Below are 21,577 nucleotides of genomic sequence, written 5' to 3' on the forward strand. Positions count from 1 at the left end.
TTACTTGGCCTCCGCTTCAAAGTTGATTTCCTGGCCGGGCTTCAGGCAAACGTACGCCTTCTTCACGTCCTTACGGCGGCCCATCGAACGGCCGAAGCGCTTTTGCTTGCCCTTCTGAACCAGCACGTTGACCGAATCAACTTCAACCTTGAACAGCAGCTCGACAGCCGCCTTCACTTCCTGCTTCGTGGCATCCGGTGCGACTTCGAACACGACTTGCTCGTTCTTGTCGGCAACCAGCGTCGCCTTTTCCGAGATCACCGGTGCGAGCAGGACCTGCATCAAACGATGATCGTTCTTGCGAATCTCGCTCATGACAGCAACTCCTCGATCTGGGCGACCGCAGCCTTCGTGACCAGCACTTTCTTGAAGTAGATCAGCGACAGCGGGTCAGCGTAGCGCGGCTCGACAATCGCCACGTGCGGCAGGTTGCGCGAAGCCAGGTACAGGTTCTCGTCGACCGTGTCCGTGATGATCAGAACGGAGTCGAGACCCATGGTCTTGAATTTGTCAGCCAGCAGCTTGGTCTTCGGCGCTTCGAGGATGATGTCCTCGACGACCGACAGACGGCCTTCGCGGGCCAGCTGCGAGAAGATCGAGCAGAGACCTGCGCGATGCATCTTCTTGTTGACCTTGTGCGAGAAGTTCTCTTCCGGCGAGTTCGGGAAGATGCGACCACCGCCACGCCACAACGGGCTCGACGACATACCAGCACGAGCGCGGCCCGTACCCTTCTGACGCCACGGCTTCTTGGTGGTGTGCTTGACTTGCTCACGGTCCTTCTGTGCGCGGTTACCCTGGCGAGCATTCGCCTGGTAAGCGACGACGACCTGGTGGATCAGCGCTTCGTTGTAGTCACGACCGAACACGACGTCCGACGCGTTGACCACTGCACCTTCCTGACCATTTTCATTCAGGAGCTTGAGTTCCATTATTTCGCCCCCTTGGTCTTGACGGCCGGCGTCACGAAAACCTTGCCGCCCTTCGCGCCCGGAATCGCGCCCTTGACGAGCAGCAGCTTGCGCTCTGCGTCGATACGAGCGATTTCGAGGTTCTGCACCGTCACCGTAACGTCACCGAGGTGACCCGTCATGCGCTTACCCGGGAAAACACGACCCGGATCCTGCGCCATACCGATCGAGCCCGGCACGTTGTGCGAGCGCGAGTTACCGTGCGTGGCACGGCCGGAGGAGAAGTTGTAACGCTTGATCGTACCGGCGTAGCCCTTACCGATCGACACGCCTTGCACGTCGACCTTCTGGCCTACTTCGAAAAGATCAGCACCGACCACGGCGCCATTCGACAGCTCAGCTGCCTTGGCCGCGTCAATGCGGAATTCCTTGAGGATTTCACCGGCTTCGACACCGGCTTTGGCGAGATGACCTGCCAGCGGCTTCGTCACGCGCGATGCGCGGCGGGAGCCGAATGCAACCTGCACGGCCGTGTAGCCGTCGGTTTCAACAGTCTTGATCTGCGTCACGCGGTTGTCCGACACGTCCAGCACGGTGACGGGAATCGAATCCCCTTCAGCCGTGAAGATACGGGTCATGCCAACCTTGCGACCTACGAGTCCAAGGCTCATCATTTTCTCCATTCCCGACTGCGATTGGTCGGGGCTGATTTACAAAATGCCGGGCACGCAAGGCCCAACTTTTTTACGCGAATACGCGAAAAGCCAAGCAGTATAGCCCGACTTCTCGATTTCCGCAAGCAATACAAAGACTTAGCGCCGCCCGACAAGCCGGTTGGCGCTGAAAGCCTTACTGCAGCTTGATTTCCACGTCGACGCCAGCCGGCAGATCGAGCTTCATCAGCGCGTCAACCGTCTTGTCGGTCGGATCGACGATGTCCATCAGGCGCTGGTGGGTGCGGATTTCGAGCTGATCACGCGACGTCTTGTTGACGTGCGGCGAACGCAGGATGTCAAAACGCTGAATGCGCGTCGGCAGCGGCACCGGGCCACGGACGATTGCGCCAGTCCGCTTCGCGGTATCGACGATCTCGGCAGCCGATTGATCGATCAGACGATAGTCGAATGCCTTCAGACGAATGCGGATTTTCTGTTGCTGCATGACGATTCCTTGAAAAGAGCGAGGCGATGTTGCATCGCCGGACACTAAAAGAACGCGAAACATGTTGCCTGCGGGGAGCGAGGCGACAGGTTCCGAACGGCACTTCCACTGCTAAGCCCGCGATTCTACACGAAAATTCGGAGCGGTGGTGTGCGTTTGTCGATGTGCGCGATGGCACGCCACAAAAACAAAACCGGGTGCCAGCACAAGCTGGACACCCGGTTTCGACGGTACAACTGCCTACCGTGGAATCGCGGACCCACGAGGGATCCGCGGATCGTCGATATTACTCGATGATCTTGGCGACGACGCCGGCGCCGACGGTACGGCCGCCTTCGCGGATTGCGAAGCGCAGACCTTCTTCCATCGCGATCGGAGCGATCAGCTTCACCGTGATCGACACGTTGTCGCCCGGCATCACCATTTCCTTGTCCTTCGGCAGCTCGATCGAGCCCGTCACGTCCGTCGTACGGAAGTAGAACTGCGGACGGTAGTTGTTGAAGAACGGCGTGTGACGGCCGCCTTCGTCCTTGCTCAGCACGTACACTTCAGCCGTGAAGTGCGTGTGCGGCGTGATCGAACCCGGCTTCGCCAGAACCTGGCCACGCTCCACGTCTTCACGCTTCGTGCCGCGCAGCAGGATACCAACGTTGTCGCCTGCCTGACCTTGGTCCAGCAGCTTGCGGAACATTTCAACGCCCGTGCAGGTCGTCTTCACCGTCGGCTTGATACCGACGATTTCGATTTCTTCGCCGACCTTCACGATGCCGCGCTCGACACGACCCGTCACAACCGTACCACGGCCCGAGATCGAGAACACGTCTTCCACCGGCATCAGGAACGCGCCGTCAACTGCACGCTCCGGCGTCGGGATGTACGTGTCCAGTGCGTCTGCCAGGCTCATGATCGCCACTTCGCCCCAGCTCGCCCGTGTCGCCCTTCCAGCGCCAGCTTCGCCGAACCCTTCACGATCGGCGTGTCGTCGCCCGGGAAGTCGTACTTCGACAGGAGTTCGCGAACTTCCCATCTCGACCAGCTCGAGCAGTTCAGCGTCGTCCACCATGTCGCACTTGTTCAGGAACACGATGATGTACGGAACGCCAACCTGACGGGCCAGCAGGATGTGCTCGCGCGTTTGCGGCATCGGGCCGTCTGCTGCCGAGCAAACCAGGATCGCGCCGTCCATCTGCGCTGCGCCCGTGATCATGTTCTTCACATAGTCAGCGTGGCCCGGGCAGTCGACGTGTGCGTAGTGGCGGTTAGCCGTTTCGTACTCGACGTGTGCCGTGTTGATCGTGATGCCGCGCGCCTTTTCTTCCGGTGCCGCGTCGATCTGGTCGTATGCCTTCGCTTCGCCGCCGAACTTCTTCGTCAGCACCGTCGTAATCGCTGCCGTCAGCGTCGTCTTGCCGTGGTCAACGTGACCAATCGTACCAACGTTGACGTGCGGCTTGGTCCGCTCGAATTTACCTTTTGCCATGATTCTCTTCTTTCAAAAATAATCGATTGTGATAACGAATTACTTCGTCTTCGCGCTGATGATCGCTTCTGCAACGTTCTTCGGAGCTTCAGCGTAGTGCTTGAACTCCATCGTGTACGTTGCGCGACCCTGCGTCAGCGAACGCAGCGACGTGGAATAGCCGAACATTTCCGACAGCGGCACTTCGGCGCGCACGATCTTGCCGCCGCCCACCATGTCGTCCATGCCCTGGATGATGCCGCGGCGACCCGACAGGTCACCCATCACGTTACCCATGAAGTCTTCCGGCGTTTCCACTTCCACGGCCATCATCGGCTCGAGCAGAACCGGATCAGCGCGGCGCATTGCTTCCTTGAACGCCATCGAACCAGCCATGCGGAACGCATTTTCGTTCGAGTCAACGTCGTGGTACGAACCGAACGTCAGCGTGACCTTCACGTCGACGACCGGGAAGCCTGCCAGCACGCCGCTCTTCAGCGTTTCCTGGATACCCTTGTCAACCGACGGAATGTATTCGCGCGGAATCACGCCGCCCTTGATCGCGTCGATGAACTCGTAGCCCTTGCCCAGTTCGCTGCGCTCGAGCGTGATGACCGCATGGCCGTACTGACCGCGACCGCCCGACTGCTTGACGAACTTGCCTTCGACGTCCGCGGCCGACTTGCGGATGGTTTCGCGGTAAGCAACCTGCGGCTTGCCGACGGTCGCTTCCACGCCGAATTCACGCTTCATCCGGTCAACCAGAATTTCGAGGTGGAGCTCGCCCATGCCCGAAATGATCGTTTGACCCGATTCTTCGTCGGTCTGCACGCGGAACGACGGATCTTCCTGAGCCAGACGGTTCAGCGCCAGGCCCATCTTTTCCTGGTCAGCCTTCGTCTTCGGCTCGACGGCCTGCGAAATCACCGGCTCCGGGAAAATCATGCGTTCGAGCACGATCGGATGTGCCGGATCGCACAGCGTGTCGCCCGTGGTCGCTTCCTTCAGGCCGACCGCTGCAGCGATGTCGCCCGCGCGCACTTCCTTGATTTCTTCGCGCTGGTTCGCGTGCATCTGCAGAATACGGCCGAGACGTTCCTTCTTGCCCTTGGTCGCATTGAGCAGCGTGTCGCCCGAATTGACGACGCCCGAGTACACGCGGAAGAAGATCAGCTGGCCGACGAACGGGTCGGTCATGATCTTGAACGCGAGCGACGAGAACTTCTCGTCGTCGGAAGCACGACGCTCCGTCTTCTCACCGTTTTCGAGTTCGCCCGTAACCGGCGGAATGTCGACCGGCGACGGCAGGAAGTCGATCACGGCGTCGAGCATACGCTGCACGCCCTTGTTCTTGAACGCGGTACCGCACAGCATCGGCTGGATTTCGCACGCGATCGTACGGTCACGCAGACCCTTCACGATCTCGTCTTCCGTCAGCGAACCTGCTTCCAGATACTGGTTCATCAGGTCTTCGCTCGACTCGGCAGCGGCTTCGACCATCTTTTCACGCCACTCGTTGCACGTGTCGGCGAGTTCCGCCGGGATGTCGACGTAGTCGAACTTCGTGCCTTGCGACGCCTCGTCCCAAATGATCGCCTTCATCTTGATCAGATCGACGACGCCCTTGAAGCCTTCTTCCGCACCGATCGGCACCACGACCGGAACCGGGTTCGCCTTCAGGCGCAGACGGAGCTGGTCGTAGACCTTGAAGAAGTTCGCGCCGGTACGGTCCATCTTGTTGACGAACGCGAGACGGGGCACCTTGTACTTGTTAGCCTGGCGCCACACCGTTTCCGACTGCGGCTGCACGCCGCCCACTGCGCAGTACACCATGCACGCGCCGTCGAGCACGCGCATCGAACGTTCCACTTCGATCGTGAAGTCGACGTGGCCCGGGGTGTCGATGATGTTGATGCGGTGTTCCGGATAGTTGCCGCCCATGCCCTTCCAGAAGGCCGTGGTAGCAGCGGACGTGATCGTGATACCACGCTCCTGTTCCTGCTCCATCCAGTCCATCGTTGCTGCGCCGTCGTGGACTTCACCGATCTTGTGGTTCACACCGGTGTAAAACAGAATGCGCTCGGTCGTCGTCGTTTTGCCGGCGTCGATGTGAGCGCTAATACCGATATTGCGGTAGCGCTCGATAGGAGTCTTGCGAGCCACTTTGATCCTCTACTGGGATGACGCGATGCAGCGCTGCTGCATCACGCTTCAACACAAACGGGCGAGGCGCCTGAAAAGCGCACCCGCCCGGAATTTATTTCCGCAAACAGCCCAGCCAGGCGCTTAGAAACGGAAATGCGAGAACGCGCGGTTGGCTTCTGCCATGCGGTGAACTTCGTCGCGCTTCTTCATCGCGCCGCCACGGCCTTCGGCCGCTTCGGAGAGTTCACCTGCCAGGCGCAGAGCCATCGACTTCTCGCTGCGCTTCTTCGCAGCCTCACGCAGCCAGCGCATCGCCAATGCCATACGACGCGACGGGCGCACTTCGACCGGAACTTGATAGTTGGCACCACCAACGCGACGGCTCTTCACTTCGACCACCGGCTTCACGTTGTTGAGCGCAACCGTGAACACTTCCAGCGGGTCCTTGCCACCCTTGGTCTGGATCTGTTCGAATGCGCCATAAACGATGCGCTCTGCGACCGACTTCTTGCCGGACAGCATCAGCATGTTCATGAACTTGGCAACATCAACGTTACCGAACTTCGGATCCGGCAACACTTCCCGCTTGGGGACTTCGCGACGACGCGGCATGATTCTTCCTTTACTTGTTCAGTTGGAGCTGGTTCCAGCTCCGCGGCCACCAACAAACCCGATCACATCTTCACGACTAACCAGCTTGGCCGGGTGACCACTTACTCGACAGCACCGGCAATCCGGCACTCCCGCCTTGACCGCCCTGCGGCGATCCCTGATCAAAAACTGCTTACTTGGCAGCCTTTGCACGCTTCGCGCCGTACTTCGAGCGCGCTTGCTTACGGTCCTTGACGCCCTGGGTATCCAGCGAGCCGCGAACCATGTGGTAACGCACACCCGGCAAGTCCTTCACACGGCCGCCGCGGATCAGCACAACCGAGTGTTCCTGCAGGTTGTGGCCTTCACCGCCGATGTACGAAATCACTTCGAAGCCGTTCGTCAGACGAACCTTGGCGACCTTACGGAGTGCCGAGTTCGGCTTCTTCGGCGTCGTCGTGTACACACGGGTGCACACGCCGCGACGCTGGGGGCAGTCCTGCAGGGCCGGGCTCTTGCTCTTCGTCGTTTCCGACTGACGGCCTTTGCGAACCAGTTGGTTGATGGTTGGCATTGTTTATTCCTGAAATTGAACAAAATCTGCACATCGATTTCGGGCAAAGCGAGAATCGGCGCACAGTTGACTTCCGAACCGGCGAATCGGGTGCGAGCTTTCGAACGCAACACGGCCCACCGAATACCGGAACCCAGCATGATATTCCGGAAATACCAACTAAGTCAACGGCTTGCGTGATTTGCCAGTCGACCGCGTGGTTTACAGGAAGGGTCGGAACGCCTGTGTCAGGCCGATTCGACGACGTCGATGATCTCGTCGCCGAAGCGTTCGAGCTTGCGTACGCCCATGCCGGGGATGTGGCGCAGGTCGTCGATCGACTCCGGCGCGTTGCGCGCGATTTCCGCGAGCGTCGCGTCGTGGAAGATCACGTAGGCCGGCACGCCGTCGGTCTTGGCGGTTTCCGCGCGCCACGCGCGCAGCGCGTCCCACCGCGCGCGCTCGCGCGTACCCATGCCGGCCGTCGGGTCGACGCGCGTGCCGCTGCGGCTCGACGACTGGCGCGTGCGCTGCGGCTTCACGTAGCGGCGCAGCGTGACCTTCTCCTCGTTTTTCAGCACGGGCTTCGCGGCCTCGGTCAGCACCAGCGCGCCGAAGCCGCCATGATCGACGGCCAGATAGCCGTACGCGACGAGCTGCCGGAAAATCGCGCGCCATTCGGGCTCGGACAGCGATGCGCCGATCCCGAACGTCGTGAGCTGGTCGTGGCCGCGCTGCAACACCTTCTCCGTGCGCCCGCCGCGCAGGATCTCGATCAGGTGGCTCGAGCCGAAATTGAAGCCGCTCGCGCGCTGCGCGCGGAACACGCAAGACAGCGCCATCTGCGCCTCGCGCGTGGCATCCCACGATGCGGGCGGCTCGAGGCACGTGTCGCAGTTGCCGCACGGCCGGCTCTCTTCGCCGAAGTAGTTCAGCAGCCGCACGCGGCGGCACGAGATCGTCTCGCACAGCCCGAGCAGCGCATCGAGCTTCGACGTCTGCACGCGCTTGTGCGCGTCGTCCGCATCGGACTCGTCGATCATCTTGCGCTGCTGGACGACGTCGCCGAGACCGTACGCCATCCATGCGTTCGCGGGCATCCCGTCGCGGCCCGCGCGACCCGTTTCCTGGTAGTAGCCTTCGACGCTCTTCGGCAGATCCAGGTGCGCGACGAAACGCACGTCGGGTTTGTCGATCCCCATGCCGAACGCGATCGTCGCGCACATCACGACGCCCTCTTCGCGCTGGAACATTTCCTGGTGCTTCTGCCGCACCTCGAACTCCATCCCGGCGTGATACGGCAGCGCGCGCACGCCCTGCGCCTTCAGCCACTCGGCCGTTTCCTCGACCTTGCGGCGCGACAGGCAATAGACGACGCCCGCGTCCGTCGTGCCGTCGGCATTCGTGTGTTCGGCACGGATGAAGTCGAGCAACTGCGAGCGCGCGTTGTCTTTCTCGACGATCCGGTAGCGGATGTTCGGGCGGTCGAAGCTCGACACGAACACGCGCGCGTCGTCGAGCGCGAGACGATGGATGATCTCGTCGCGCGTGATCGCGTCGGCCGTGGCCGTCAGCGCAACGCGCGGCACCGCCGGAAACCGCTCGTGCAGCACCGACAGCTGGATGTATTCCGGACGGAAATCGTGCCCCCATTGCGACACGCAGTGCGCTTCGTCGATCGCGAACAGGCCGATCTTCGCGCGCTCGAGCAGGTCGAGGAAGCGCCCCGTCATCAGCCGTTCCGGCGCGACGTACAGCAGGTCGATTTCGCCTTCGCGCAGCGCGCGCTCGGTGGCCGCGGCCTCGGCACCCGACAGCGTCGAGTTCAGGTAGGCCGCACGGACGCCGACTTCGCGCAGCGCGGCGACCTGGTCCTGCATCAGCGCGATCAGCGGCGACACCACGATGCCTGCGCCCTGCCCGGCCTCGCGGCGCAGCAGCGCCGGAATCTGGTAGCACAGCGACTTGCCGCCGCCGGTCGGCATCAGCACGAGGCAATCGCCGCCGCCGGCGACGTGTTCGACGATCTCGCCCTGCTGGCCGCGAAATGCGGAATAACCAAAGACTTCGTCGAGGATTTCGAGGGCGCGGGACATGAATGAGAACGAGGGCGGCAGAACGATGACCGCAATTTTAACAACCCGCTCGCACAGCGCGCGGCGAATCGTGCAACGCTAGCCAAGCGGACAGGGTTCGTGCGCGCGCATGACGGGCCTGCGCAACCGTGCGGCAAGCCCGTCATGCACGCGAACGACGGATAAAAAAAACCGCCCGGCGGACCGGGCGGTTTCGATGACAGCGAGGTGAGGCGGCTCGCGCCGCCCGCACTTACTCGGCCGTCGGGTGTTGCTGCGGCTCTTCTGCCGGCGCGCTCGGCGTGCCGAAGTCGAATGCCTCTTCCGCTGCGATCTGGTCGAAACGCTCGCGATCCGACGATTCCTTCGCCTTGCGCGCCTTGTGGAACGCGAGACCCGTACCGGCCGGAATCAGACGGCCGACGATCACGTTTTCCTTCAGGCCACGCAGATCGTCGCGCTTGCCCATGATCGCCGCTTCGGTCAGCACGCGGGTCGTTTCCTGGAACGATGCCGCGGAGATGAACGAGTCGGTCGACAGCGATGCCTTCGTGATACCGAGCAGCACGTTGTCGTACGAAGCCGGACGCTTGTCCTCGGCGATCATGCGATCGTTCTCGTCCAGCATGTCGGAACGCTCGACCTGTTCGCCCGGGATGAAGCGCGTATCACCGTTGTCGGTGATCTGCACACGACGCAGCATCTGGCGAACGATCACCTCGATGTGCTTGTCGTTGATCTTCACGCCCTGCAGACGATACACGTCCTGCACTTCGTCGACGATGTAGCGCGACAGCGCCTCGATACCCTGCAGACGCAGGATGTCGTGCGGATCGGCCGGACCGTCCACGATCATTTCGCCCTTGTTGACGACCTGTGCATCGTGAACCAGAACCTGCTTTTCCTTCGCGATCAGGAACTCGTGCTGATTGCCTTCGAGGTCCGTGATGACGAGACGCTGCTTGCCCTTCGTGTCCTTACCGAACGACGTCGTACCGGTGACTTCCGCGAGAATGCCGGCATCCTTCGGCGAACGCGCTTCGAACAGTTCCGCCACCCGCGGCAGACCGCCGGTAATGTCACGCGTCTTCTGCGCTTCGGTCGGGATACGTGCGAGCACTTCACCCACCTGCACCTGCTGGCCGTCCTTCACGGTGATCAGTGCGCCGACCTGGAAGCCGATCTGCACTGCGTGTTCCGTGCCCGGGATCTTCACTTCGTCGCCGTTCGCGTCGAGCAGTTTCACCTGCGGACGCACGCTCTTCGAAGCTTGCGAACCACGACGCTTCACGTCGATCACGACCAGCGTCGACAGGCCGGTCACGTCGTCGATCTGCTTCGCGACGGTCACACCTTCCTCGACGTTCTCGAACTTCACCGTACCACCGTACTCGGTGATGATCGGACGCGTCATCGGATCCCACGTCGCCAGCTGCGTGCCGGCCTTGATCGTCGCGCCGTCGAGCTGCAGCAGCGTCGCGCCGTACGGCACTTTGTGACGCTCGCGCTCGCGACCGAAATCGTCGGTGATCAGCGCTTCGCCCGAACGCGAGATGACGATCTGCTCGCCCTTCGCGTTGGTGACGTAACGCATCGTCGCCGTGAAACGCACGATACCGTTGCTCTTCGCTTCGACCGACGACGCCACTGCCGCACGCGATGCCGCACCACCGATGTGGAACGTACGCATCGTCAGCTGCGTGCCCGGTTCACCGATCGACTGTGCCGCGATCACGCCGACTGCTTCACCGACGTTCACGAGCGAGCCGCGGCCGAGGTCACGGCCGTAGCAGGCTGCGCACAGGCCGTAGCGCGTTTCGCAGGTCAGCGGCGTGCGCACGCGCACTTCGTCGATGCCGAGGCGTTCGATTTCCTCGACCGCCGTTTCGTCGAGCAGCATGCCCGATTCGTACACCGTTTCCTGCGTTTCCGGGTTCACGACGTCCGCGACCGCGACGCGGCCGAGGATACGGTCGCGCAGCGCTTCGACGACTTCACCGCCTTCGACCAGCGCCTTCATCGCGACGCCGTTCGACGTACCGCAATCGTCTTCCACCACCACCAGATCCTGCGTGACGTCGACGAGACGACGCGTCAGGTAACCCGAGTTCGCGGTCTTCAGTGCCGTATCAGCCAGACCCTTACGTGCACCGTGGGTCGAGATGAAGTACTGCAACACGTTCAGGCCTTCGCGGAAGTTCGCGGTAATCGGCGTCTCGATAATCGAGCCGTCCGGCTTCGCCATCAGGCCTCGCATACCGGCCAGCTGACGAATCTGAACCGCCGAACCCCGGGCGCCCGAGTCGGCCATCATGTAGATCGAGTTGAACGACTCCTGGCGCGTCTCGTTGCCGTCGCGGTCCGTCACCGGTTCCGTCGACAACTGCTCCATCATCGCCTTGCCGACCGCTTCCGACGTTGCCGACCAGATGTCGACCACGTTGTTGTAGCGTTCCTGCGCGGTGACGAGACCCGACATGTACTGGCGGTCGTACTCCTTCACCTTCTTCGCGGCGTCGCCGACGATCGTTTCCTTCTGCGGCGGCACGAGCATGTCGTCCACGCAGATCGAAATACCGGCGCGCGTCGCGAGACGGAAACCCGACTGCATCAGCTGGTCGGCAAACACCACCGTCGCGCGCAGACCGCACTTGCGGAACGCCGTGTTGATCAGGCGCGAGATTTCCTTCTTCTTCAGCGGCTTGTTCAGCACCGAGAACGGCAGGCCGTGCGGCAGGATCTCCGACAGGATCGCGCGGCCGACGGTCGTCGCGTACAACGAGATCTTCGGCACGAACTGCGGCGCGCCTTCCGACGTGTCCTCGTTGCGGACCATTTCGGTGATTCGCACGTTGACGCGCGATGCGAGCTCGACTTCCTTGTTCTCGTACGCGCGGATCGCTTCCGACACGCCGGTGAACGACAGGCCTTCGCCCTTGCCGTTGATCGCTTCGCGGGTCGCGTAGTACAGACCCAGCACGATATCCTGCGACGGCACGATCGACGGATCGCCGTTGGCCGGGAACAGCACGTTGTTCGACGCCAGCATCAGCGTACGCGCTTCCATCTGCGCTTCGAGCGACAGCGGCACGTGAACGGCCATCTGGTCACCGTCGAAGTCGGCGTTGAACGCCGCGCAGACGAGCGGGTGCAGCTGAATTGCCTTGCCTTCGATCAGCACGGGCTCGAACGCCTGGATACCGAGACGGTGCAGCGTCGGCGCACGGTTCAGCATCACCGGGTGCTCGCGGATCACCTCTTCGAGGATGTCCCACACCACCGGCGTCTGGTTCTCGACTTCCTTCTTCGCAGCCTTGATGGTCGTCGCGACGCCCATCACTTCCAGCTTGTTGAAGATGAACGGCTTGAACAGCTCGAGCGCCATCAGCTTCGGCAGACCGCACTGGTGCAGCTTCAGCGTCGGGCCGACCACGATGACCGAACGGCCCGAGTAGTCGACGCGCTTGCCCAGCAGGTTCTGACGGAAACGACCGCCCTTACCCTTGATCATGTCGGCGAGCGACTTCAGCGGACGCTTGTTCGCGCCCGTCATCGCCTTGCCGCGACGACCGTTGTCGAGCAGCGAGTCGACGGCTTCCTGCAGCATCCGCTTTTCGTTGCGGACGATGATTTCAGGTGCCTTCAGCTCGAGCAGACGCTTCAACCGGTTGTTACGGTTGATCACGCGGCGATACAGGTCGTTCAGGTCCGACGTCGCGAAACGGCCGCCGTCCAGCGGCACGAGCGGACGCAGTTCCGGCGGCAGCACCGGCAGCACTTCGAGGATCATCCACTCGGGCTTGATGCCCGAGCGCTGGAATGCCTCGAGGACCTTCAGGCGCTTCGCGTACTTCTTGATCTTCGCTTCCGAGCCGGTGTTCTTCAGCTCGGTGCGCAGCGTCTCGACCTGCTCGTCGATGTTGATCGCGCGCAGCAGTTCACGCACGCCTTCCGCGCCCATCTCGGCACGGAATTCGTCGCCGTATTCCTCGACCTTGTTGTAGTAATCCTCTTCGGTCATGATCTGCCGCGCCTTCAGCGGCGTCATGCCCGGTTCGATCACCACGTACGCTTCGAAGTACAGCACGCGTTCGATGTCGCGCAGCGTCATGTCGAGCACCATGCCCAGACGCGACGGCAGCGACTTCAGGAACCAGATGTGCGCAACCGGCGAGGCGAGCTCGATGTGGCCCATGCGCTCGCGACGCACCTTCGCCAACGTGACTTCGACGCCGCACTTCTCGCAGATCACGCCGCGATGCTTCAGGCGCTTGTACTTGCCGCACAGGCACTCGTAGTCCTTGATCGGCCCGAAGATCTTCGCGCAGAAGAGACCATCGCGTTCCGGCTTGAACGTACGGTAGTTGATGGTCTCCGGCTTCTTCACTTCACCGAACGACCACGAACGGATCTTGTCCGGCGAGGCCAGACCGATCTTGATCGCGTCGAAAACTTCTTCCTGTTGGACTTGCTTGAATAGATCGAGCAGAGCTTTCATTGCCTTCTCTCCGTAGTCCGATTAATTGCGGTCGAGATCGATGTCGATACCGAGCGAGCGGATTTCCTTCACGAGCACGTTGAAGGATTCCGGCATGCCTGCATCGATCACATGATCGCCCTTGACCAGGTTCTCATAGACCTTGGTCCGGCCGTTCACGTCATCCGACTTCACCGTCAGCATTTCCTGCAGCACGTAGGACGCGCCGTACGCTTCGAGTGCCCACACTTCCATTTCACCGAAACGCTGGCCACCGAACTGCGCCTTACCACCCAGCGGCTGCTGCGTGACGAGCGAGTACGGGCCCGTCGAACGCGCGTGCATCTTGTCGTCGACCAAGTGGTGCAGCTTCAGGTAGTGCATGTAGCCAAGCGTCACGCGACGTTCGAACATTTCACCCGTGCGGCCATCGTACAGACGGACCTGGTTCTTCGACGGGTTCATGCCGAGCTGTTCCGCGATGTCGTCCGGGAAGGCCAGATCGAGCATCTTGCTCATTTCTTCCTCGGTCGCACCGTCGAACACCGGCGTTGCGAACGGCACGCCTTCACGCAGGTTCTTCGCGAGTTCGAGGATCTCGTCGTCGGTGAAGCTTTCCAGATCTTCCTGGCGGCCCGAATCGTTGTAGATCTTCGTCAGGAATACGCGCATTTCCTCGATCTTCGCCTGACGCTGCAGCATTTCGCCGATACGCCAGCCGAGGCCCTTCGCGGCCCAGCCGAGGTGCACTTCCAGAACCTGACCCACGTTCATCCGCGACGGCACGCCGAGCGGGTTCAGCACGACGTCTGCCGGACGGCCATCGGCCATGTACGGCATGTCTTCGATCGGAACGATCTTCGACACGACACCCTTGTTACCGTGACGGCCTGCCATCTTGTCGCCAGGCTGCAGGCGGCGCTTCACCGCCAGGTACACCTTGACCATCTTCAGCACGCCCGGCGGCAGTTCGTCGCCTTGCGTGAGCTTCTTGCGCTTCTCTTCGAACGCGAGGTCGAACTGGTGACGCTTCTCTTCGATCGAGTTCTTGATCGCTTCGAGCGACGCCGCTGCTTCGTCGTCCGCGAGGCGGATGTCGAACCAGTGGTAGTGGTCGAGGTCTTCCAGGTAAGCCTGGTCGATCTTCGTGCCCTTCGCGAGCTTCTTCGGACCGCCGTTCGCAACCTTGCCCACCAGCATGCGTGCGAGACGCTGGAACGCGTCGCCTTCCACGATGCGCAGCTGGTCGTTCAGGTCGAGACGGTAGCGCTTCAGTTCGTCGTCGATGATCTGTTGCGCACGCTTGTCGCGCTGGATGCCTTCACGCGTGAACACCTGGACGTCGATCACGGTACCGCTCATGCCCGACGGCACGCGCAGCGACGTGTCCTTCACGTCCGAAGCCTTCTCGCCGAAGATCGCGCGCAGCAGCTTCTCTTCCGGCGTCAGCTGCGTCTCGCCCTTCGGCGTGACCTTGCCGACCATCACGTCGCCCGCTTCGACTTCAGCACCGATGTACACGATGCCCGATTCGTCGAGACGGCCGAGCTGGACTTCCGCCAGGTTCGAGATGTCGCGCGTGATTTCTTCCGGCCCGAGCTTCGTGTCACGTGCAACGACGTTCAGCTCTTCGATGTGGATCGACGTGTAGCGATCGTCGGCCACGACCTTCTCCGAGATCAGGATCGAATCCTCGAAGTTGTAGCCGTTCCACGGCATGAACGCGATCAGCATGTTCTGGCCGAGCGCGAGCTCGCCCAGGTCCGTCGAGGCGCCGTCGGCCAGCACGTCGCCGCGCGAGACCTTGTCGCCCATCTTCACGATCGGACGCTGGTTGATGTTCGTGTTCTGGTTCGAACGCGTGTACTTGATCAGGTTGTAGATGTCGACACCGACTTCACCCGCGACGGCTTCGTCGTCGTTCACGCGAATCACGATACGGCCTGCGTCGACATAGTCGACGACGCCGCCACGGAATGCCTGAACCGTCGTGCCCGAGTCAACCGCGCAGGTACGCTCGATGCCCGTACCGACGACCGGCTTCTCCGGACGCAGACACGGCACGGCCTGACGCTGCATGTTCGAACCCATCAGTGCACGGTTCGCATCGTCGTGCTCGAGGAACGGGATCAGCGAAGCTGCAACCGACACGATCTGCGACGGCGCGACGTCCATGTACTGGATACGATCCGGCGTGACCATCATCGTTTCGCCGGCTTCACGCGACGACACGAGTTCGTCGATCAGCTGGCCGTTCTCGTCGATCGCGGCGTTCGCCTGCGCGATCATGTAGCGGCCTTCTTCGATCGCCGACAGGTAGTCGATCTGGTCGGTCACCTTGCTGTCCACGACCTTGCGGTACGGCGTCTCGAGGAAGCCGTACTCGTTCAGGTGCGCATACAGTGCGAGCGAGTTGATCAGACCGATGTTCGGACCTTCCGGCGTTTCGATCGGGCACACGCGGCCATAGTGGGTCGGGTGCACGTCACGAACTTCAAAGCCTGCGCGTTCGCGCGTCAGACCGCCCGGGCCCAGTGCGGAAACACGGCGCTTGTGCGTGATTTCCGACAGCGGGTTGGTCTGGTCCATGAACTGCGACAGCTGCGACGAACCGAAGAACTCGCGGATCGCCGACGAAATCGGCTTCGAGTTGATCAGGTCATGCGGCATCAGGTTTTCGCTTTCGGCCTGACCGAGGCGTTCCTTGACCGCGCGCTCGACACGCACAAGACCCGCGCGGAACTGGTTTTCCGCCAGTTCGCCGACGCAACGCACGCGACGGTTGCCGAGGTGGTCGATGTCGTCCACTTCGCCCTTGCCGTTGCGCAGCTCGACGAGGATCTTGATCGTCGCGAGGATGTCGTCGTCCTGCAGCGTCATCGGGCCGGTGATCTCGTCACGGCTGACGCGGCGGTTGAACTTCATACGGCCGACCTTCGACAGGTCGTACGCTTCTTCGCTGTAGAACAGACGGTTGAACAGGGCCTCGACCGCTTCTTCGGTCGGCGGCTCGCCCGGACGCATCATGCGGTAGATCGCGATGCGCGCGGCCGTCTTGTCGGTCGTTTCGTCGACACGCAGCGTCGACGAGATGTACGGACCCTGATCCAGATCGTTCGTGTAGAGCGTCTGGATGTCCTTGATGTCCGCTTCGCGCAGCTTCTCGAGCACGCTTTCCGTGACTTCGTCGTTCGCGCTCGCGATCACTTCGCCGGTATCGCCGTCGACGACGTTCTTCGCCAGCACGCGGCCGAGCAGATAGTCTTCCGGCACCGAGATGAACTTGGTCTTCGCGGCTTCGAGGTCGCGAATGTGCTTCGCGTTGATCCGCTTGTCCTTCTGGACGATGACCTTGCCATCACGATCCGTGATGTCGAAGCGCGCGACTTCGCCACGCAGGCGCTCGGGCACGAACTCGAGTTGCGCGCCTTCGCCCATCAGCGTGAAGTTGTCGAACACGAAGAAGTTCGCGAGGATCTGTTCCGGCGTGAGGCCGATGGCCTTCAGCAGGATCGTGACCGGCATCTTGCGGCGACGGTCGACGCGGAAGTACAGGATGTCCTTCGGATCGAATTCGAAGTCGAGCCACGAGCCGCGGTACGGAATGATCCGTGCCGAGAACAGCAGCTTGCCCGAGCTGTGCGTCTTGCCCTTGTCGTGTTCGAAGAACACGCCCGGCGAACGGTGCAGCTGCGAGACGATGACACGCTCGGTGCCGTTGATGACGAACGAGCCCGTCGGCGTCATGAGCGGCATTTCGCCCATGTACACTTCCTGCTCCTTCACTTCCTTGACGACCGGCTTGTTCGGCGATTCCTTGTCGAGGATGACGAGGCGGACCTTCGCGCGCAGCGCGGAGCAGTACGTCAGGCCACGCTGCTGGCATTCCTTGATGTTGAATGCCGGCGCGGACAGCGCATAGCTCACGAACTCGAGGCGCGCGAAACCGTTGTGCGAAACAATGGGAAATACCGATGTGAATGCGGCCTGCAAACCTTCAGGCTTGCGTTGCGTGGCCGGCACATCGGCTTGCAGAAACGTGCTGAATGATTCAAGCTGGGTAGCCAGCAAGAAAGGAACTTGGTGAACGATGGGGCGCTTCGCGAAACTCTTGCGAATGCGCTTCTTCTCGGTGAAGGAATATTGCATACGATCTCCGAATCACGGCGGGTGCTATCGAGGCGGAATACCTGGACGTTTCAAACCCGAGTGTTCACCGACTGAGACCCGATGGCCGTCCAACGGCTTGAACGAGCCGAGAAGCTTGGTGGTTGGCCGCTACCAACCGCTGGCTGACGGCAGCGGATGCCTGTGTTGCCCGCTACCCGACCAAACTTGCCTTCTGCAGTCGCTTCAGAAGACAAAGAGAACCGCCAATCGTGACCAATCACTACGATCAGGCGGTTTTCTTTGGCTTCTGGGGCCAATTATTCGGGCTCCCGAATGAGTGCCAGAATAACGTCCCCACAAAGCACAAAAAGGCCGGCGGTGAAAATACCGCCAGCCTTCGCACAGCGCGCCGAAACTTACTTGACTTCGACCTTCGCGCCTGCGTCTTCCAGCTTCTTCTTGGCTTCTTCAGCAGCAGCCTTGTCGACGCCTTCCTTGACAGCCTTCGGTGCGCCGTCAACGACGTCCTTCGCTTCCTTCAGGCCCAGGCCCGTCAGTTCGCGAACTGCCTTGATGACTGCAACCTTGTTGCTGCCTGCTTCAGTCAGAACGACCGTGAATTCGGTCTTCTCTTCTGCAGCAGCAGCAGCGCCGCCGCCTGCCGGGCCAGCGACTGCCACTGCAGCTGCCGACACGCCAAACTTCTCTTCGAACGCCTTGACCAGTTCGTTCAGTTCCAGAACGGTCATCCCTTCGACTGCTGCCAGGATGTCTTCTTTTGCGATTGCCATTTGAAATACTCCTAAATTGAATTCGGATACAGCCAGCGATCAGTAACGCTGATGCACGTTCGCTTACGCAGCTTCCGCTTGCTTCTTCTCGGCGAGCGCGGCCAGGGCACGCGCAAAGCCCGAAACAGGCGATTGCATAACGAACAGCAGCTTCGAGAGCAGTTCTTCGCGGCTCGGGATGCTTGCCAGCGCTTGCACGCCAGCCTTGTCCATCACCTTGCCATCGAACGAACCAGCCTTGATGACCAACTTGTCATTGCCCTTGCTGAAGTCGTGAACGACCTTCGCAGCAGCAATTGCATCTTCCGAGATGCCGTAGATCAGCGGACCAGTCATCTGCTCTGCCAGCGGAGCAAAAGGCGTACCTTCAACAGCGCGACGCGCCAGCGTGTTCTTCAACACGCGCAGGTAAACCTGTTGCTCACGCGCTTTCGCGCGCAGCTTGGTCAGATCGCCAACCGCAATTCCACGATACTCAGCCAGCACAACGGTCTGGGCCTTCGCGACTTGCGCGGCAACCTCAGCGACGACGGCTTGCTTGTCTTCTCTATTAAGCGGCACGGTTAGCCTCCAGAAACGATACGTTCGGCGCGGCCGGCATGGCCGAAACCTCACGTACCTCGTTCAACAACGGCGTCCGACCTCGTTAGGAGTATTTCCACCTCACGCCGTGAATCGCTTCACGACCTGCGGCTTCACCACTGCAAAACTTTTTCGGGTTCGCCATCTGCGTTGGCTTGAATTAAGGGATCGCCTGCCTGCTGCGTCCCACCAACGGTCTTTGATAACCGGTTGCCCGCGCTACTGCACGAACAACCGCCCAAAGCCCATGTAGGCCGCTTCGCGAACGAAGCGGCCCGAATACTTGCTTACTGTGCTGCCAGCGTAGCCTGGTCGACACGCACGCCGACGCCCATCGTGCTCGACAGTGCGATCTTGCGCAGGTAGATGCCCTTGCTCGTTGCCGGCTTCGCCTTCTGCAGCGCTTCGATCAGCGCCGACAGGTTCGAACGCAGTGCGGTCGATTCGAACGATGCACGGCCGATGGTCGCGTGGATGATACCGGCCTTGTCGACACGGAATTGCACCTGACCAGCCTTCGCGTTCTTGACGGCGGTTGCGACGTCCGGCGTGACCGTGCCGACCTTCGGGTTCGGCATCAGGCCGCGCGGGCCGAGGATCTGGCCGAGCGTACCGACGATACGCATCGTGTCCGGCGAAGCGATCACGATGTCGAAGTCCATCTGGCCAGCCTTGATCTGCTCAGCCAGGTCTTCCATACCGACGATTTCCGCGCCTGCTGCACGAGCCTGCTCGGCCTTCTCGCCTTGCGCGAACACGGCAACGCGAACCGACTTGCCCGTACCTGCCGGCAGAACGACCGAACCACGAACGACCTGGTCCGACTTCTTCGCATCGATGCCGAGCTGAACTGCGACGTCGATCGACTCGTTGAACTTCGCGCTCGCGCATTCCTTCACGAGTGCCAGTGCGTCTTCGATCGCGTACAGCTTCTGACGGTCGACCTTGGCGGCAAATGCCTGACGGCGCTTGGAGATCTTAGCCATTTACACGCCCTCCACAGTGATGCCCATCGAGCGTGCGCTACCAGCGATGGTGCGAACGGCTGCGTCCAGATCAGCTGCCGTAAGGTCCGGCATCTTGGTCTTCGCGATTTCTTCGGCTTGAGCGCGCGTGATCGAACCGACCTTGTCGGTGTGCGGCTTGCTCGAGCCCTTGTCCACCTTCGCCGCCTTCTTGATCAGGACGGTCGCCGGCGGCGTCTTCATCACGAACGTGAAGCTCTTGTCAGCGAATGCCGTGATGACCACCGGCACCGGCAGACCCGGCTCCATGCCTTGAGTCTGCGCGTTGAACGCCTTGCAGAACTCCATGATGTTCAGGCCGCGCTGGCCCAGTGCCGGACCGACCGGCGGCGACGGGTTGGCTTTACCTGCAGGGATCTGCAGCTTGATAAAGCCGATAATCTTCTTTGCCATTTGTGAACCTCATTGGAACGCCGGAGGGGCGTTCGGTGAGTAATAACGCGCGTTCGCCGCTGGCTACTGACGCTCCTCAACGGCCATGACGCGGACCGTAAGCGCGAAGGCGGGCAGCCGAGGCTGCCCGCCGAATCGGGATCAAACTTTTTCGACCTGGCCGAACTCGAGTTCGACAGGGGTGGAGCGGCCAAAGATGGTGACCGACACACGCACGCGCGATTTCTCGTAGTTGACTTCTTCGACCGTGCCATTGAAGTCCGTGAACGGGCCTTCCTTGACACGCACCATCTCGCCAACTTCGAACAGGGTCTTCGGGCGCGGCTTCTCAACGCCTTCCTGCATCTGCGACATGATCTTTTCGACTTCCTTCGGGGAAATCGGGGTCGGGCGGTTACGCGCACCGCCGACGAAACCCGTGACCTTCGCCGTGTTCTTCACGAGGTGCCACGTTTCGTCCGTCATTTCCATCTCAACCAGCACGTAGCCGGGGAAGAAACGACGCTCGGTTACAGCCTTGTGGCCGCCCTTGACTTCGACCACTTCTTCGGTCGGGACCAGGATCTGACCGAATTTATCCTGCATGCCAGCACGTTCGATGCGCTCCTGAAGCGCACGTTGCACGCTCTTCTCCATACCGGAGTAGGCGTGCACGACGTACCAACGCTTTCCGCTCGGGGATGCCGGAGTATCGCTCATATCATTTCCAACCCAGAATCGCCGAGAAAATCACCCATTCGATCGATTTGTCACTCAACCAGAGGAAAATCGCCATCACGAGCACGAAACCGAACACGACGAGTGTGGTTTGCGTCGCTTCCTTGCGGGTGGGCCAAACGACCTTGCGGACTTCCTTGTACGAATCCTTGGCAAACGCGATGAGGCTCTTGCCAGGTGCGGACATCAGCCCGACGGCCACGCCAGCGATGATACCTACCGCCAAAGCGGCACCGCGGACATACCACTGCTGGTTGGCCAGCCAGAAGAAGCCCACGAATCCGGCCAAGACCAGCAATACGCCCAGGGCCAGCATCAGCTTATCGCCGGAGGTATTTACAGTTTCGACGGATGGATTCGCCATAACACCTTAAAACAAATGCCACGTAGGACACGTGGCGATTTTTGGCAGGGGCAGAGGGAATCGAACCCCCAACCTTCGGTTTTGGAGACCGACGCTCTGCCAGTTGAGCTATACCCCTAAACCATGCTGGGGCCGGCTGTTGCCAGCCCCAAAACTGTCGATCAACGAATAACTGGCTTACTCGATGATCTTGGCGACGACGCCGGCGCCGACGGTACGGCCA

At 61.1% G+C, this 21,577-nt stretch carries 17 protein-coding genes and 1 tRNA gene; all 18 read right to left on the reverse strand.

The window, feature by feature from the left end; genetic code table 11:
- The gene (rplW, locus tag GEM_RS15745) at positions 1-315 is read right to left on the reverse strand and encodes a 50S ribosomal protein L23 (RefSeq protein WP_004199275.1); all 315 of its coding nucleotides are present in this window, start codon (positions 313-315) and stop codon (positions 1-3) included.
- Complete coding sequence (gene rplD / locus GEM_RS15750) at positions 312-932, reverse strand: 50S ribosomal protein L4 (protein ID WP_006477192.1); 621 nt, start codon at positions 930-932, stop codon at positions 312-314. The genes rplW and rplD overlap by 4 nt, the downstream gene beginning before the upstream one ends.
- Positions 932-1,582: a 50S ribosomal protein L3 gene (rplC, locus tag GEM_RS15755; protein WP_006752926.1), complete on the reverse strand. Its 651-nt coding sequence runs from the start codon at positions 1,580-1,582 to the stop codon at positions 932-934. Before rplC ends, rplD begins: the two co-directional genes overlap by 1 nt.
- 178 nt (positions 1,583-1,760) lie before the next feature.
- A complete protein-coding gene (gene rpsJ, locus GEM_RS15760; RefSeq protein ID WP_004199280.1) occupies positions 1,761-2,072 on the reverse strand; it encodes a 30S ribosomal protein S10 in 312 nt (103 codons plus the stop codon).
- A 286-nt stretch (positions 2,073-2,358) separates the two neighbouring features.
- Positions 2,359-3,552: an elongation factor Tu gene (gene tuf, locus GEM_RS15765; RefSeq protein ID WP_014898355.1), complete on the reverse strand. Its 1,194-nt coding sequence runs from the start codon at positions 3,550-3,552 to the stop codon at positions 2,359-2,361.
- A gap of 39 nt (positions 3,553-3,591) precedes the next feature.
- Positions 3,592-5,694: an elongation factor G gene (gene fusA, locus GEM_RS15770; protein ID WP_014898356.1), complete on the reverse strand. Its 2,103-nt coding sequence runs from the start codon at positions 5,692-5,694 to the stop codon at positions 3,592-3,594.
- Between the two features lie 123 nt (positions 5,695-5,817).
- Complete coding sequence (rpsG, locus tag GEM_RS15775) at positions 5,818-6,288, reverse strand: 30S ribosomal protein S7 (RefSeq protein WP_006477195.1); 471 nt, start codon at positions 6,286-6,288, stop codon at positions 5,818-5,820.
- Positions 6,289-6,460: 172 nt separating this feature from the next.
- Complete coding sequence (rpsL, locus tag GEM_RS15780; RefSeq protein WP_006400662.1) at positions 6,461-6,841, reverse strand: 30S ribosomal protein S12; 381 nt, start codon at positions 6,839-6,841, stop codon at positions 6,461-6,463.
- A gap of 227 nt (positions 6,842-7,068) precedes the next feature.
- Positions 7,069-8,916, reverse strand: a complete 1,848-nt coding sequence (gene recQ / locus GEM_RS15785) for a DNA helicase RecQ (protein WP_014898357.1) — start codon at positions 8,914-8,916, stop codon at positions 7,069-7,071.
- Positions 8,917-9,148: 232 nt separating this feature from the next.
- Positions 9,149-13,393 (reverse strand): DNA-directed RNA polymerase subunit beta', encoded by a 4,245-nt coding sequence (gene rpoC / locus GEM_RS15790; protein WP_014898358.1) that lies wholly within the window; start codon positions 13,391-13,393, stop codon positions 9,149-9,151.
- Positions 13,394-13,414: 21 nt separating this feature from the next.
- Positions 13,415-17,521 carry a DNA-directed RNA polymerase subunit beta gene (gene rpoB / locus GEM_RS15795; protein WP_014898359.1) on the reverse strand — a complete coding sequence of 1,369 codons (4,107 nt, stop codon included), beginning with the start codon at positions 17,519-17,521 and terminating at the stop codon, positions 13,415-13,417.
- Positions 17,522-17,898: 377 nt separating this feature from the next.
- Positions 17,899-18,273: a 50S ribosomal protein L7/L12 gene (gene rplL, locus GEM_RS15800; protein ID WP_014898360.1), complete on the reverse strand. Its 375-nt coding sequence runs from the start codon at positions 18,271-18,273 to the stop codon at positions 17,899-17,901.
- A 63-nt stretch (positions 18,274-18,336) separates the two neighbouring features.
- Positions 18,337-18,834, reverse strand: coding sequence for a 50S ribosomal protein L10 (rplJ, locus tag GEM_RS15805; RefSeq protein ID WP_014898361.1), 498 nt, complete (start codon positions 18,832-18,834; stop codon positions 18,337-18,339).
- Positions 18,835-19,142: 308 nt separating this feature from the next.
- Entirely contained in the window at positions 19,143-19,841 is a 699-nt protein-coding gene (rplA, locus tag GEM_RS15810) for a 50S ribosomal protein L1 (protein WP_014898362.1), read from the reverse strand.
- Positions 19,842-20,273, reverse strand: coding sequence for a 50S ribosomal protein L11 (rplK, locus tag GEM_RS15815; RefSeq protein ID WP_006477201.1), 432 nt, complete (start codon positions 20,271-20,273; stop codon positions 19,842-19,844).
- A gap of 141 nt (positions 20,274-20,414) precedes the next feature.
- Positions 20,415-20,972 (reverse strand): transcription termination/antitermination protein NusG, encoded by a 558-nt coding sequence (gene nusG, locus GEM_RS15820; protein WP_006400672.1) that lies wholly within the window; start codon positions 20,970-20,972, stop codon positions 20,415-20,417.
- Position 20,973: 1 nt separating this feature from the next.
- The gene (gene secE, locus GEM_RS15825; protein ID WP_006482892.1) at positions 20,974-21,354 is read right to left on the reverse strand and encodes a preprotein translocase subunit SecE; all 381 of its coding nucleotides are present in this window, start codon (positions 21,352-21,354) and stop codon (positions 20,974-20,976) included.
- 42 nt (positions 21,355-21,396) lie between these two features.
- A tRNA-Trp gene (locus GEM_RS15830) sits at positions 21,397-21,472 on the reverse strand.
- Positions 21,473-21,577: the final 105 nt, after the last annotated feature.

The sequence above is a fragment of the Burkholderia cepacia GG4 genome (assembly GCF_000292915.1).
GTDB classification, from domain to species: Bacteria; Pseudomonadota; Gammaproteobacteria; order Burkholderiales; family Burkholderiaceae; genus Burkholderia; species Burkholderia cepacia_D.

Bases quoted from the DNA above. Each gene is read 5' to 3' on its own strand.
- rplW (WP_004199275.1), bottom strand. From the start codon at position 315: ATGAGCGAGATTCGCAAGAACGATCATCGTTTGATGCAGGTCCTGCTC.
- rplD (WP_006477192.1), bottom strand. From the start codon at position 932: ATGGAACTCAAGCTCCTGAATGAAAATGGTCAGGAAGGTGCAGTGGTC.
- rplC (WP_006752926.1), bottom strand. From the start codon at position 1,582: ATGAGCCTTGGACTCGTAGGTCGCAAGGTTGGCATGACCCGTATCTTC.
- rpsJ (WP_004199280.1), bottom strand. From the start codon at position 2,072: ATGCAGCAACAGAAAATCCGCATTCGTCTGAAGGCATTCGACTATCGT.
- tuf (WP_014898355.1), bottom strand. From the start codon at position 3,552: ATGGCAAAAGGTAAATTCGAGCGGACCAAGCCGCACGTCAACGTTGGT.
- rpsG (WP_006477195.1), bottom strand. From the start codon at position 6,288: ATGCCGCGTCGTCGCGAAGTCCCCAAGCGGGAAGTGTTGCCGGATCCG.
- rpsL (WP_006400662.1), bottom strand. From the start codon at position 6,841: ATGCCAACCATCAACCAACTGGTTCGCAAAGGCCGTCAGTCGGAAACG.
- recQ (WP_014898357.1), bottom strand. From the start codon at position 8,916: ATGTCCCGCGCCCTCGAAATCCTCGACGAAGTCTTTGGTTATTCCGCA.
- rpoC (WP_014898358.1), bottom strand. From the start codon at position 13,393: ATGAAAGCTCTGCTCGATCTATTCAAGCAAGTCCAACAGGAAGAAGTT.
- rpoB (WP_014898359.1), bottom strand. From the start codon at position 17,521: ATGCAATATTCCTTCACCGAGAAGAAGCGCATTCGCAAGAGTTTCGCG.
- rplL (WP_014898360.1), bottom strand. From the start codon at position 18,273: ATGGCAATCGCAAAAGAAGACATCCTGGCAGCAGTCGAAGGGATGACC.
- rplA (WP_014898362.1), bottom strand. From the start codon at position 19,841: ATGGCTAAGATCTCCAAGCGCCGTCAGGCATTTGCCGCCAAGGTCGAC.
- rplK (WP_006477201.1), bottom strand. From the start codon at position 20,273: ATGGCAAAGAAGATTATCGGCTTTATCAAGCTGCAGATCCCTGCAGGT.
- nusG (WP_006400672.1), bottom strand. From the start codon at position 20,972: ATGAGCGATACTCCGGCATCCCCGAGCGGAAAGCGTTGGTACGTCGTG.
- secE (WP_006482892.1), bottom strand. From the start codon at position 21,354: ATGGCGAATCCATCCGTCGAAACTGTAAATACCTCCGGCGATAAGCTG.